This is a genomic window from Micromonospora sp. NPDC049836 (assembly GCF_044465125.1).
In the GTDB taxonomy this organism is placed as follows: domain Bacteria; phylum Actinomycetota; class Actinomycetes; order Mycobacteriales; family Micromonosporaceae; genus Micromonospora.
Window position 1 is genome coordinate 123,748 of record NZ_JBITLH010000009.1, and the last position, 12,135, is coordinate 135,882.

Here is a 12,135-nt window from a genome sequence, read left to right on the forward strand (position 1 = left end):
CCACAAAGATGATCAACGGCCCCGTTGTTCCGGGCCTTCCCGCAATATCAGATAAAGCGGGAAAGCCTGGTTGGCACCTTTCATGAACCACCGTGCGTAATGCGGGTGCGGATCATGGCAAATTGTGACGCATGCCACCAAGCACCCCGATGGCAAGCGCCGCGATGCTTTCTAGCCTCGGCGGGTGCATCCCGACGACGCCCCGGACCAGACGCCGACCGAGAAGCAACCCGTTCGCCATCCGATCGACCCGGCATCAGCCGAACGGACGATCGGCCGGCATCGGGCCCTCCCACCGCCCCGGCGCGGGCCGATCCGGTCCAACCCCGCCCGGATCGCCGCCGCCACCGGCGTGACCTGCTGCCTCGGCCTCGTCGGCTTCCTCGGCGCACACGACACCGGCCAGCGCCACGAGCCGGTCCGCGAGGTGCTGGCCGACCGGGCCGCCAGCGAGCAGCGGGCCTCCCGCGACTACCAGCGGACCGCCCCGCCGGTCGCCGTGCCGGTCACCCCGATCCCGGTCGCCACCCCCACCGCGAAGCCCACCCGGAAGGCCACCAAGAAGCCCGCCCGGCCCAGCCGTCCCCGCCCGGTCGCCGGCCTCGACCAGCGCCAGATGGACAACGCCAAGGTGATCGTCGACGTGGGTCGGACCATGCGGCTGCCCCGCCGCGCGCTCGTGATCGCCGTCGCCACCGCCATGCAGGAGAGCAACCTCTACAACCTGGCCAGCGACGTGCTGCCCGAGTCCTACGACTACCCACACCAGGGCAGCGGCTCCGACCACGACTCCGTCGGCCTGTTCCAGCAGCGGCCGAGCAGCGGCTGGGGCACCGTCGCCCAGCTCATGCGCCCGTCGTACGCGGCCCAGGCCTTCTACGCCGCGCTCAAGGAGGTGCCCGGCTGGACGGAGCTGAGCCTGACCGCCGCCGCGCAGGCCGTGCAGGTCTCCGCCTACCCGGACGCGTACGCCCCGCACGAGGAGCGGGCCACCACGGTGGTGGCGGCGCTGGTCTGAGCCGGCTCAGGCGGCCGCGCCGCGCCCGGCGGAACCCGGCCCGGGCTCCCCCGGCGCCCCGGCGCCCACCCTGGTCCCCGGCACCCCGGCCGCCGCGGTCGGCGTGTCCGCCGGGACCGTCTCGGCGCGCGCCCCGGCCAGGATCTCCTCCACCTGGGCGGCCCGACGCCGGCGGACCAGCAGCGCCGCCTCGACGTCGCGGCGGGCCCGCACCGCCTCGGCGTACGCCTGCTCGCGCACCCGGCGGGCCTCCTCCCTGGCCGCCTCCAGCTCGCCGCGCGCCAGAGCCAGCAGCTCGGCGGCCTCCCGTTCGACCGCGCTGACGCCGGCCCGCACCGCCTCGACGTCACCCTCGCCCGGGGCGGTACGCCGGCGCAGGAAGTCGCAGAGGTAGCCGGCCTCCTGCCGGACCTGGTCCCACTCCCGGCTCTCGCCGGGGGCGCCCTCCGCCCGCGCCGCGAGCCGGACCAACCGGATGCCCAACTCGTCCAGGCAGGAATCCACCTGCCGCTGGTCGTAACCGGTCTCAACGACGGAGAACCTCATACTGTCGCCCCCCAGGCAGCTGGTGTTCATGTCCCCAACTGCCGATCCTGAGGGCTGCCGGCGGCACGCGCGGCGGATCCCAAAAAATGTTCAGTATCCGCGCGGCGCCGGCCGGTCAGGGGTGCTTGGGCAGCACGACCACCCGGCCGAAGAACTCGTCGATGCGGCGCACCACGTCGTTGAAGTCGTCCAGGTCGATCGGCTTCGTCACGTACGCGTTGGCCTGCAGCACGTAGCTGCCGACGATGTCGGTGTCGGCGTTGGAGGTGGTGAGCACGACGATCGGGATGGTCCGCAGGTCCTCGTCCTGCTTGACCGCGCCGAGCACCTGCCGCCCGTCCATCCGCGGCATGTTCAGGTCGAGCAGGATGACGTCGGGACGCCGGGCGGCGGCGTGCCGGCCCTCCCGGCGGAGGAACTCCATCGCCTCCTGGCCGTCGTTGACCACGTCGATGACCTTCTCGACGTCGGAGTCCTCCAGGGCCTCCTCGATCATGAGGACGTCACCCGGGTCGTCGTCCACCACGAGAATGCGGACGGGGCTCGTGCGTGGGCCCATCGGACACCTGCTTCGGTTCGAAGGCGGAGCCGTACGGTACGGTCACCGGCCGGCCGGGGAAATTTAGCCGATCAGGGACCGGCGGATGCGGCCGGGTCGACCCGCTCCGGCGCGTACGCCAGGACGTCGACGAGGCCGGTCACCTGGAGCACCCGGGCCACCCGGCCGCCCGCCCCGGTGACCCGCAGCCACCCGCCGTCGGCGGCCAGCCGGTTGTCGCCGCGCAGGAACGCGCCGATGCCGGCGGAGTCGCAGAAGGTCAACTCGGCGAGGTCCAGCAGCAGGTGCCGGCAGCCCTCGGCGATCAGCCGGTCGATGGCGTCGTTGAGCTGCGGCACGGTGCTCAGGTCGAGTTCACCGGCGAGCCGGAGGCCCGCGACACCCCCGTCCCGCCGGGCTTCCGTGACGGCGAACGTCACCGGTGGCCCCTCTCGCTCCGGCCCCAGGCGGGACGTTTGCAGTGCGGCAAGTATACGCGGGCGGGGACGGGCCGCCGGCAGCGCGGCGGTCAACGTTGCGGGCGCGCCGCCGGGCCGAACGCGGCCCGCGCCGCGGCGAGGAAGCCCGCGGCGCGGGGGAAATCGTGCAGCCGCTGTCCATAGTGGTCAAGGGTGAGCGCCACCGCGGCCGGCGGCACGCCCCGGCTGGCCAGGATCGCCACCAGCCAGTCGGTGAACTCGGTGAACAGCGTGCCGTCGTCGACGTAGAGCGCGGCGGCCAGGAAGTCCACGATGTAGCCGAGGTCGCTGATGGTCGAGTCCAGCTGCGCGGGGGTGTAGTCGGACACCGCCGGCACCCGGGCGCGCAGGTCGGCGAGCGCGCTGTCGATCAGCTCGCCACGCCGCTTCACCAGACTCGCGTACTCGTCGTCGGCCAGATGGTCCAGCCGGGCCGGCGGACCGGCGCGCAGCGCCCGCTCGTCGGCCACCAGGTCGGCCGCGGCCGGCGCGTCCGGCGCCCACGGCACCCCGAGCACCCGGGCCCAGCGGCCGTCGGGGCCGAAGCCGCGCCCACCCACCACCACCGGCACGTCCGAGCGGCGGCACGCCTCGATCATCCGGTGCGCGTGCGGCAGGCGCATCGGCAGCGCGCAGGCCAGGGCGACCGCGTCCGCGTCGTACCGGTGCAGGTAGGACACCAGGTGGGCGGCGGGAACGCTGGCCCCCAGGAAGGTGATCTGCCAGCCGCGCAGCCGCAGCACCTCGGCGACCAGCCGGGCCGGCAGGGCGTGCCACTCGCCGTCCATGCAGGCCACCACGATCCGGCCCCGGGTCGGGCGCGGGTTGGCGTACCCGGCGACGGCCGCCACCACCCGCTCGCTGACGTGCGTGGCGGCGTGCTCCTGGGCCACGCTCCACTCGTTGCGCGCCCACCGCTCCCCCACCTCGGCCTGCGCCGGCGCGACCAGGTCGAGCAGCACCCGTTCGGCGGGCACGCCGCCCTCGAGCAGCCCGACGGCGACCTCGACCGCGCCGTACTCGTCGGCGTCCGCCAACGCGTCCAGGTAGCCCGGGTAGGCGGCGGCCGGGTCGGCCCCGGTGGTGGTGGCGGTCACGCCTCGGTTCCTTCCGGCTGCGTACCGGACCGTGCCGGCCCGGGCACCGCGTGCAGATGCCGGATCGGCCGCGCCGGCCCGCCGGTCGCCCGCAGGGCGAGCACCGCGATGTCGTCGTGGTCACCGTGGCCGAGCCAGTCGCAGGTCACCTGCTCGATCCGCTCCGCCAGGGCGGGCGCCGGCATCCGGTGACAGCCGGCGAGCGCGTTGAGCAGCCGCTCACTGCCGAACTGCTCGTCGCCGCGCCGGCCGCCCCGGGCCTCGGTCACCCCGTCGCTGTAGAGCAGGCAGGTCTCGCCGGGCGCCAACCGCACGGTCACCTCACCGACGCGGGGATCCGGCACCACACCGATCAGCATGCCGGTCAACGGCACCACCTCGATCTCGCCGGAGGCGCGCAGCACCAACGGCGGCAGATGCCCGCCGCCGGCCATGGTCAGGCTGAGGCTGCCGTCGCCGTGCGCGCGCACCACGCCGAGCACCATGGTGGCGAACCGGCCCTGCCCGTGCGCCTGGGTGGTCTCCAGCAGCGCCCCGTTGAGCAGCCGCAGCAGCCGCCCCGGCTGGGTCTCGACCCGGTGCAGGGCCTGCAGGCACTGGCGGAGCTGGCCGGTGAAGACGGCCGCCTCCACCCCCTTGCCGGACACGTCACCGAGGAAGAACACCGAACCGCCGTCGGCGAGCCGGTGCGAGCCGTAGAAGTCGCCACCGATGCGCAGCCCCGCCTGCGCGGGCCGGTACGCCGTCCCCCACTGCACCCCGGCGGCCTCCGCCGGCTCGACGGGCAGCAGGCTGGCCTGGAGCGTGTCGGCGACCTCGGCCTGGTCCCGGTAGAGGACGGCGGTGGTCAGCGCGGCGCCGCCCCGGGCGGCGAAGGCCCGGAGCAGGTCGACGTCGGCGTCGTCGTACCAGCGGGCGGCGCCCCGGGCGACCAGCAGCACCCCGGCCGGAGCGTCCCGACCGGGCAGCGGCACCACCCGGGCGCTCAGCGCGGCCGCGTCCCGCCCCGGCAACCAGCCGGCCTCGACGGCCTGCTCGACCAGCCAGTCCAGCGCGTGCGGCTCCACGCCGGCGAGTCCTTCGCCGATCGCCGCGGGCAGGGCCGCCGCGGGCAGGCTCCCGGCGTCCACGGCCGGCGCCTCGCCGTCGACCCGGCTGGCCCGCCACCAGCGGGCCCGGCCGGCGCGGGGGGCCAGCACCAGCACGGCCACGTCGGCCACGGTGGGCACGGCCAGCCGGACCACCGCGGCGGCGGCCCGGTCGGGGTGCAGCGGATTGCCCAGCTTCTCCCCCACCACGGCCAGGAACGCCGAGCGGGCCCGCTCGGCCAGCAGCGCGTCGGCCCGGCTCACGCTCTCCGTGACGTCCTCGACGTACCAGCAGCGGCGGGCCCGGGAGAGCGGCACCTGGCGTACCCGCAGCCGGCGGCCGTGGTGCGGGAACTCGACGGGCTGGTCGGCGGTGAGGGCGGCGAGCGCGGTGACGCCCGCCACAGCGGGCACCACACCGGGCAGCAGCTCGGGGATCAGCCGCTGGGCCGCCGGGCTGAGGTGCCGGACCACGCCGTCGGCGTCGCAGACGATCAAGCCCTCGCGGAAGTGCTCCACGACCTCGGCCCACTCCGGGGTGACGACACCGGGCTCCGGGGCCAGGGGCGGCAGCGGGGACGCGGCCGGCCGCGCCGGAACTCGGCTGGCACCCGGCGTGGGGGTCCGTCCGTCGCCCGGGTCAGACTCCCTGACGTCGGCAGCAGTCACCAGCTGAGCCCCACTCCTTGTCGATCCGCGCCGCACCGAATCGGTGCCTGTGGTCGCGTCTCCTCGCCCCACCCTACGCCGGTATGCCGGGACCGCCACCCGACGACCGGCAGGCCGGCCGGGTTGCGGCACGGGGCGGGACGCCGTCGGGACCGCTGCGGTCCGGCTGTTCCGGCCCACCCGGCGGCCAGCGGAAAGGCGCGTTGGTGGTACCTCCGCGGAGCGGGCCGCGGCGACTCCGCTGAGCCGCTCCGTGGACCGGGCGCCCCCGCCGACGACCCTCGGTGCCGGTCAGAGACGCGCGGCCAGCGGCAGATCGGTGCGTCGTCTGCCGGCCCGGCAGGATAGCGTCATGATCATGCATATCACCCCGTTGATCGATCCGGCCCGCGGGTCGTCGGGCCAGCGGCTGGCGTGGCTGGCCGCTGGCGAGGACGGCCGGCCACTGGGAACCGCGTTTCTCTGGGTTCCCGACGCCGGTGGTGTCGCGGACCTTCAACTGCGGGTGCACCCTGCCGAGCGTCGGGCCGGCGTCGGTACACGGCTGCTTGACGCGGCCACCGGCGCCGCGGCCGATCGGGGCATGCGGGGGCTGCTCACCGAACCCGTCCGGCAGGGTGAGGAGGGCGACCGGTTCTGTGTGGCAACCGGGCTGCGACCGGTGTTGGCCCTCACCTACACCCGGCTGCGGCTGGACGGTGAGAAGCCGACGGGCGCGGCGGTGCCCGGCTACCGGCTGATCCACTGGGAAGGGGCCGTCCCGGACGAACTCGCGAACACGTTCGCCCGGTCGCGGCGGGCGATGGACGACATGCCCATGGGGGATACCGGCTACGTCGCACAGCCCTGGGACGTCGAGCGCCTGCACGCCATCGCCGACGCGGTCGCGCGCCGAGACGAGATCCTCTGCACCACGGCCGCCGTGGCGGCCGATGGAGAGATCGTGGGTTTCACCGAAATGGTGGTGCCCGGCGACGGGCGAGGGCACGGCCAGCACTACGGCACGGGCGTTCTGCCGGAGCACCGCGGTCGCGGCCTGGCCCGTTGGATGAAGGCCGAGCAGATCACCTGGATCCGCGAACGGTTCCCGGGCCTTGCCGGACTGCTCGCCGACACCGCCGACAGCAACACGGCGATGCGCCACGTCAACGAGTCGCTCGGTTACCGGGCCACCCACCGTAGCCTGCTCTACCAGCGCGACCTCACACCCGCGAGCTGAACGCGGCGACGCCCTCCCCCCGCCCGCACCTTCCGCTCACCGAACGGCCGCGTCGCTGCGCTCCGGCGGCTCCGCGCCGGCGTGAGCACACCCCGAGGTTTCCCGATCGGAAGGGACTGGGAACATAGCGGCGTGCCATCCCAGCTGTTGATCATCGAGGTGGACCGGCTCGACGCCGGACGGGCCCGGCTCCGGCTGAGCGGTGAGCTGGACTTCGAGAGCGCCCCGGAGCTGCTCGCCGCGGCCACCGAGCTGCGCCGCGACGGCTACCAGGAGCTGGTCCTCGATTTCACCGAGGTGGCGCTCTGCGACTCCTCGGGGCTGAGCGCGCTGGTGCGGATCCACCGCGTGGGCACCGCCGGGGTCCACCTCACCGCGCTGCAGCCCCAGGTCCGCCAGCTCCTGACCCGCACCGGGCTGGGCGAGCTGCTGGCGGTCCCGCCCGGCGAGATCGGGCAGGCCCGCCAGGCCGGCTGACACTGTCCCCCACCAGGCCGGCTGACACCCTCCCCCCCACCAGGCCGGCTCGCGGCGGGCCCGCGACCTGCCGGACCTGCTCAGCCTCCCGCAGCGGGCAGGGGGAGGCCCCCGACCCTGGGACCAGGGGCCGGGGGCCGGGGAGGGTGGCTCAGGCGGCGGGCACCGGTTGCAGGCGCGGGCCGTTCTCCCGGGGTGGTGCGGTCATCGGTGGTTCGGCGTCCTCCGGCGCGCCCGAATCGGGCGTCTGGAACAGGTACCGGACGAACTCCCCACCCGCCTCGTTGTCGTCGGCGCCGGGCCACTGCCCCACACAGTCGACCCCGACGACCTCTCGTCCGGTCCCGTCTGCCTCCTCCATCAGCGCCCACAGGGTCACCGGGTAGCACCGGGTGGTCTGCGGGTCGACCTGCCACCGCGCATACCAGCCGGGTCGGGCGGGAACGATCTCAACGATCCGTTTCATGACGATCTTCCCTTCCGCGTGCGCCGGAAGTCTCCCGGTCCACTCCGAGCATGGGGCGGGCCGGGGTGAGCGCCCCTCACCCGCAGCGTATGAAGCTCGCCGACCACCGGCCGGCCCCGGCCGCGCCGTTTCCTTCCCGGCAGCGCCGGGAACGCGACCCGGGCAAGGCGCAACCCAACGAGGAACGAGGTGCGACGATGCGCAAGCAGATGGAGGGCGACAACCAACGCCGCCGGGCACTGGCCCGGCAGGCCCGGGAGCGCGGTCGCCAGCCGAGCGAGGTCGGCGCCAGCCTGAGCGCGTCCAAGCAGATCGCCTCGCTGGACCGGCACGAACGGGCCGGCCCGGCGCCCGCCAACCGGCACAAGTCGGACGTACGCGGTGGCCCGGCGCCGCCGCAGCCCGGTGTGCCGGAACGGACCCGGCCGCTGCCCGACGAGCGACCCGCCGGGGTGACCACCCTCGGCTACCGGGATCTCGTCGACGACGTCAGCCGGCGGGCCGGGGTGGACTTCTCCACCGCCAAGGTGGCGGCCGAGGCCACCGTACTGGCGCTGGCCTGGGCGCTCGACGACGCGGAACGGGAACGGCTGCTCGAGGCGGTGCCGGTGAAGCTGCACGACGTGGTGCCGGTGGACGGCATCGAGCGCCGCCGCGACCTGCCCGGCTTCCTGGCCGAGGTGGGCCGGCGCAGCCGCCTCACCCCGGAGCAGGCGCGTTACCAGGCCGAGGCGACCCTCGCCGCGCTGGCCGACGCCGACGGCGAGCTGGTCGAGTCGCTGCGCGTACCGGACGGGTTGCGGGATCTGCTCGGCCCGTCGGAGCCCGCCGGCGGTGGCCTGGTGGGTCCGACCTCGGCCACCGCGCCCCTGAGCGAGCAGGAGCTGCGCGACGCGCTGGCCGGGTTGCCGTACTGGTCCAGCGACCGGCAGTCGCTGGTGCGCACCATCGAGCTGCCGGCCGGCAACCTGGACCGGGTGCTCGACCGGCTCGACCGGCTCCGGGTGGAGGCCGGCCGCGGGCCGCAGATCGGCCGGCCCGATCCGGACAGCGCGGTGATCACGGTGCGCAGCCGGCAGGTCGACGGGGTCACGGCACCGGACGTGGACCTGGCCCGGCGGGTCGACGCGGCCATCGACGAGGCCGGCGCCGGCATGGCCGCCGGCTGAGCCGGCCGCGGGCCGGCGGGCACCCCGCCCGCCGGCCCGGCGCGGTGCCGGTAGCGTTGCCCGCCGTGCACAACGCCGAGGGTCTGAAGATCGTCGTCGACCCGGTCCGGCCCACCGGCCGGACCCTGCTCGCCGCTGGCGTCGAACAGTCCTACGTGGACGTCTCCGAACCGCGCCACCTGCACTTCGAGTACATCCGGCGGATGGCCGCCGTGGTCGACCTGGCCGCCCCGCCGGGCCGCCCGCTGGCCGCCCTGCACCTGGGCGGCGGCGCGCTCACCCTGCCGCGCTGGCTGGCCGCCACCCGCCCCACCTCGCCGCAGCGGGTCGTCGAGCGGGACCCGGCCGTGGTGGAGCTGGTCGCCGGGGAGCTGCCCGCGCTGCCGGCCGACGTCGAGGTGATCATCGGTGACGCCCGGGAGGCGGTGCGCGGCGCGTCGTCCGGGCACTACGACGTGGTGCTGGCCGACGTCTACCGGGCCGCCCGGATGCCCCGGCACGTGGCCACCGTCGAGTTCGTCGCCGAGGTGGCCCGGGTGCTCGCCCCGGACGGCGTCTACCTGGTCAACGTCACCGACCTGCCGCCGCTGGTGATCTCCCGTACCCAGGTGGCGACGCTGCGCGCCGTCTTCGGTGATGTCTGCCTGGTCGCCGACCGGCGGATGCTGCGCGGCCGGCGGTACGGCAACCTGGTGCTCGCCGCCACCCACCGGGCGGGCCGGCTGCCGGTCGGCCGGCTGGCCGCCCGCGCCGCCCGCGACCCGATCCCCGGCGCGGTGCTGCACGGGCCGGACCTCGACGCGTTCGTCGCCGGTGCCCGTCCGGCCACCGACGCCGACCTGGCCGGTCGCTGAGCCGGCCGGGTTTCCCCGCCCGGCGCGCGGGTAGCCGCGCCGGATGAGCCACGCCGACGACCGGTCCACCGCCCGGCGGGCGCTGATCGTCATCGGTCTGGTGCTGGCCACCGCGCTGGTGCTGGGCCTGGTCTGGGCGACCCGGCGGGTGCTCGTCTGGGCGCTGGTCGCCGCGTTCTTCGCGGTCGCCCTCAAGCCCCTGGTCGACGGCGTGGAACGCCGGTTCGTACGGCACCGGGCGCTGGCCACCCTGCTGGTCTTCGTGGCCGCCTTCACCGTCCTCGCCGCGCTGGCCGCGGTGATCGTGCTGCCGCTGCTGGACGAGCTGGCCCGGTTCGCCGATCGCGCCCCCGACCTGGTACGCGAGGCCCGGGCCGGCCGGGGCCAGCTCGGTGAGCTGCTGGAGCGGTTCCACCTGCGGCGGTACGCCGACGCCCACGCCGACCAGCTCCAGCGCTACGGCAGCCGGCTCGGCGAGCCGGCGGTCGGCGTGGTCCGGGGCGTGCTGGAGACGGTGGCCGGCGTGGTGACCGTGGTGGTGCTGGCGTACCTCATGGTGCTGGAGGCCCCGAAGATCATCGCCGGTACGCTCACGCTGCTCGGCGACGGCGCCGCGGAGCGGTTGCGCCGCATCGGCCGGGACTCCTCCCGCACCATCACCGGCTACCTCACCGGCAACCTGCTGATCAGCGTGATCTGCGGCGGGCTGACCTTCCTGGTGCTCTTCGTCGCCGGGGTGCCGTTCGCCGCGGTGATCGCCCTGGTGGTCGCCGTGGCCGACCTGATCCCGCTGGTCGGGGCGACGATCGGCGCGATCGTCGCGGCCGGGGCGGGATTCCTGCACTCCCCCACCACCGGGGTGGTGGTGCTGGTCTTCTTCGTGATCTACCAGCAGCTCGAGAACCACCTGCTGCAACCGGTCATCATGTCCCGCGCGGTCCGGCTGAACCCGCTGACCGTGCTGGTCAGCGTGCTGCTCGCGGCCGAGCTGGCGGGCCTGCTGGGCGCCCTGCTGGCGATCCCGGCGGCGGGCGTCGGGCAGATCCTGCTGCGCGAGTTCGCCCCGGCCGGGCGGCGGACGCTGCCCCCGCCCGCGCCGGATCGGCGCCGCCACCCGGCACGGCCGCCGGCCGGCGGCGGGACCCCGTCGCGGGAGACCCCGCCGCCGGCCGGCGGCTGACCGGAGCGTTCAGCGACCGCGGGCCACCACCTCGGGCGACTCGCTCTCCAGCGGCACGGCGTTCGCCGGCACCAGCCCGAGCTGCACCGCCGGCCGGGGCAGCGTGGCGTCCAGCGCCCAGTCCGCCGCCACCCGGGCCCGGTTGCCGGGCATGGCGAGCAGGTGGTAGCCGCGGGTGACCGCCTTCGCCGGCAGGCCGGCCAGGGACACCTTCAGCGGGTTGGCCGCCGCGTCCTTGCCACCGAGGTCGACCACCCAGCCCAGGTCGTGGTGCTTGTACGGCTTCCGGGTGCCCTGGCCGTAGGAGGCGGCGATGTTGTGCGCGGCGAGCTTGCCCTGCCGCTGCGCGTGCTGGGCGGTCATCGCGCAGATCTGCCCGGGGCGGGTCAGGTCGGGCACCGCGGCCGCGTCACCGCAGGCGAACACCTCGGGGTGGCCGGGGACGTTGAGGAACTCGTCGACCACCAGCCGGCCCCGCTCGGTGCGCAGGCCCACCTCGGCGACGAACGGGTCGGGGCGTACCCCGACGCACCAGACCAGGCTGCAGGTGGGGACGTACTCGCCGTCGGTGAGCATGACCCCGTCCGGGGTGGCCTCGGAGACCGAGGTGCCCATCCGCACGTCCACCCCGCGCCGGCGCAGCACCCGGTCGGCGGTGACGGACATCCGCTGGTCCAGCTCGGGGAGGACGCGCGGGGCGATGTCGAGCAGCATCCACCGGGGGCGCACCTTGAGGTGCGGCCGCTGGGCCATCAGCCGGTCGGTGAAGAGCTGGCCGTGCGCGGCGACCTCGGTGCCGGTGTAGCCGGCGCCCACCACCACGAAGGTGGTCCGGGCCCGCTGCTCGGCCGGGTCGTCGGTCAGCTCCGCCAGCTCGAGCTGACGGACCACGTGGTCGTGCAGGTAGAGCGCCTCGGGCAGGCCGCGGAAGCCGTGCGCGTACTCGGTCACCCCCGGGATCGGCAGCAGCTTGTTGACGCTGCCCACGGAGAGCACGAGCCGGTCGTACGCCAGCTGGCCGAGGTCACCCTCCTGGGAGCGGTAGCCGACCCAGCGGTTCTGCAGGTCGACCCGGTTCGCCTCGCCGATCACGACCCGGACGCCGTCGAGGGTGCCGGCCAGCGGTACGGCGATCCGGGTCGGCTCGACCACCCCGGCGGCGACCTCCGGCAGCAGCGGCAGGTAGAGGAAGTAGTCGGTCGTGTTCAGCAGGACGATCTCGGCCCGCTTGCCGGCCAGTCGGTGCAACGTCTTCGCCGCGTGGTATCCGGCGAACCCGGCCCCCACGATCACCACACGAGGTTTCGTCATGCCCGCTGCCGTTCCCGTCGAGGA

At 75.0% G+C, this 12,135-nt stretch carries 13 protein-coding genes; 6 read left to right on the forward strand and 7 right to left on the reverse strand.

The window, feature by feature from the left end:
- Positions 1-184 precede the first annotated feature (184 nt).
- Positions 185-1,018 carry a hypothetical protein gene (locus ACIBPB_RS23630; RefSeq protein ID WP_396841654.1) on the forward strand — a complete coding sequence of 278 codons (834 nt, stop codon included), beginning with the start codon at positions 185-187 and terminating at the stop codon, positions 1,016-1,018.
- 6 nt (positions 1,019-1,024) lie between these two features.
- Here the strand turns inward: ACIBPB_RS23630 and ACIBPB_RS23635 are convergent, their stop codons facing one another.
- From ACIBPB_RS23635 to ACIBPB_RS23655, 5 genes are all read right to left on the reverse strand, one after another.
- On the reverse strand, positions 1,025-1,564 hold the full coding sequence (locus tag ACIBPB_RS23635; RefSeq protein ID WP_396841655.1) for an ATPase: 540 nt from the start codon (positions 1,562-1,564) through the stop codon (positions 1,025-1,027).
- Positions 1,565-1,679: 115 nt separating this feature from the next.
- A complete protein-coding gene (locus ACIBPB_RS23640) occupies positions 1,680-2,123 on the reverse strand; it encodes a response regulator (RefSeq protein WP_396841656.1) in 444 nt (147 codons plus the stop codon).
- 71 nt (positions 2,124-2,194) lie between these two features.
- The gene (locus ACIBPB_RS23645; RefSeq protein ID WP_396841657.1) at positions 2,195-2,542 is read right to left on the reverse strand and encodes an STAS domain-containing protein; all 348 of its coding nucleotides are present in this window, start codon (positions 2,540-2,542) and stop codon (positions 2,195-2,197) included.
- A gap of 89 nt (positions 2,543-2,631) precedes the next feature.
- Positions 2,632-3,678, reverse strand: coding sequence for a B12-binding domain-containing protein (locus tag ACIBPB_RS23650; RefSeq protein ID WP_396841658.1), 1,047 nt, complete (start codon positions 3,676-3,678; stop codon positions 2,632-2,634).
- On the reverse strand, positions 3,675-5,435 hold the full coding sequence (locus ACIBPB_RS23655) for a SpoIIE family protein phosphatase (protein WP_396841659.1): 1,761 nt from the start codon (positions 5,433-5,435) through the stop codon (positions 3,675-3,677). The genes ACIBPB_RS23650 and ACIBPB_RS23655 overlap by 4 nt, the downstream gene beginning before the upstream one ends.
- A gap of 352 nt (positions 5,436-5,787) precedes the next feature.
- Here ACIBPB_RS23655 and ACIBPB_RS23660 point away from each other — a divergent pair, with 352 nt between their 5' ends.
- Both ACIBPB_RS23660 and ACIBPB_RS23665 read left to right on the forward strand, forming a co-directional pair.
- Positions 5,788-6,654 (forward strand): GNAT family N-acetyltransferase, encoded by an 867-nt coding sequence (locus ACIBPB_RS23660; protein ID WP_396841660.1) that lies wholly within the window; start codon positions 5,788-5,790, stop codon positions 6,652-6,654.
- Between the two features lie 132 nt (positions 6,655-6,786).
- Positions 6,787-7,131: an STAS domain-containing protein gene (locus ACIBPB_RS23665; RefSeq protein ID WP_396841661.1), complete on the forward strand. Its 345-nt coding sequence runs from the start codon at positions 6,787-6,789 to the stop codon at positions 7,129-7,131.
- Positions 7,132-7,282: 151 nt separating this feature from the next.
- Here ACIBPB_RS23665 and ACIBPB_RS23670 read toward each other — a convergent pair whose 3' ends face one another.
- A complete protein-coding gene (locus tag ACIBPB_RS23670) occupies positions 7,283-7,597 on the reverse strand; it encodes a hypothetical protein (protein WP_396841662.1) in 315 nt (104 codons plus the stop codon).
- Positions 7,598-7,794: 197 nt separating this feature from the next.
- Here ACIBPB_RS23670 and ACIBPB_RS23675 point away from each other — a divergent pair, with 197 nt between their 5' ends.
- The 3 genes from ACIBPB_RS23675 to ACIBPB_RS23685 all read left to right on the forward strand — a co-directional run bounded on the left by ACIBPB_RS23675 (position 7,795) and on the right by ACIBPB_RS23685 (position 10,800).
- Complete coding sequence (locus tag ACIBPB_RS23675; RefSeq protein WP_396841663.1) at positions 7,795-8,766, forward strand: DUF2267 domain-containing protein; 972 nt, start codon at positions 7,795-7,797, stop codon at positions 8,764-8,766.
- 65 nt (positions 8,767-8,831) lie between these two features.
- Positions 8,832-9,620: a spermidine synthase gene (locus ACIBPB_RS23680; protein WP_396841664.1), complete on the forward strand. Its 789-nt coding sequence runs from the start codon at positions 8,832-8,834 to the stop codon at positions 9,618-9,620.
- A gap of 43 nt (positions 9,621-9,663) precedes the next feature.
- The gene (locus ACIBPB_RS23685; RefSeq protein WP_396841665.1) at positions 9,664-10,800 is read left to right on the forward strand and encodes an AI-2E family transporter; all 1,137 of its coding nucleotides are present in this window, start codon (positions 9,664-9,666) and stop codon (positions 10,798-10,800) included.
- A 9-nt stretch (positions 10,801-10,809) separates the two neighbouring features.
- On the opposite strand, the gene ACIBPB_RS23690 is transcribed toward ACIBPB_RS23685, so the two are convergent.
- Positions 10,810-12,111 carry an NAD(P)/FAD-dependent oxidoreductase gene (locus tag ACIBPB_RS23690; RefSeq protein WP_396841666.1) on the reverse strand — a complete coding sequence of 434 codons (1,302 nt, stop codon included), beginning with the start codon at positions 12,109-12,111 and terminating at the stop codon, positions 10,810-10,812.
- Positions 12,112-12,135 lie beyond the last annotated feature (24 nt).

Bases quoted from the DNA above. Each gene is read 5' to 3' on its own strand.
- ACIBPB_RS23685 (WP_396841665.1), top strand. From the start codon at position 9,664: ATGAGCCACGCCGACGACCGGTCCACCGCCCGGCGGGCGCTGATCGTC.
- ACIBPB_RS23635 (WP_396841655.1), bottom strand. From the start codon at position 1,564: ATGAGGTTCTCCGTCGTTGAGACCGGTTACGACCAGCGGCAGGTGGAT.
- ACIBPB_RS23675 (WP_396841663.1), top strand. From the start codon at position 7,795: ATGCGCAAGCAGATGGAGGGCGACAACCAACGCCGCCGGGCACTGGCC.
- ACIBPB_RS23670 (WP_396841662.1), bottom strand. From the start codon at position 7,597: ATGAAACGGATCGTTGAGATCGTTCCCGCCCGACCCGGCTGGTATGCG.
- ACIBPB_RS23660 (WP_396841660.1), top strand. From the start codon at position 5,788: ATGATCATGCATATCACCCCGTTGATCGATCCGGCCCGCGGGTCGTCG.
- ACIBPB_RS23640 (WP_396841656.1), bottom strand. From the start codon at position 2,123: ATGGGCCCACGCACGAGCCCCGTCCGCATTCTCGTGGTGGACGACGAC.
- ACIBPB_RS23690 (WP_396841666.1), bottom strand. From the start codon at position 12,111: ATGACGAAACCTCGTGTGGTGATCGTGGGGGCCGGGTTCGCCGGATAC.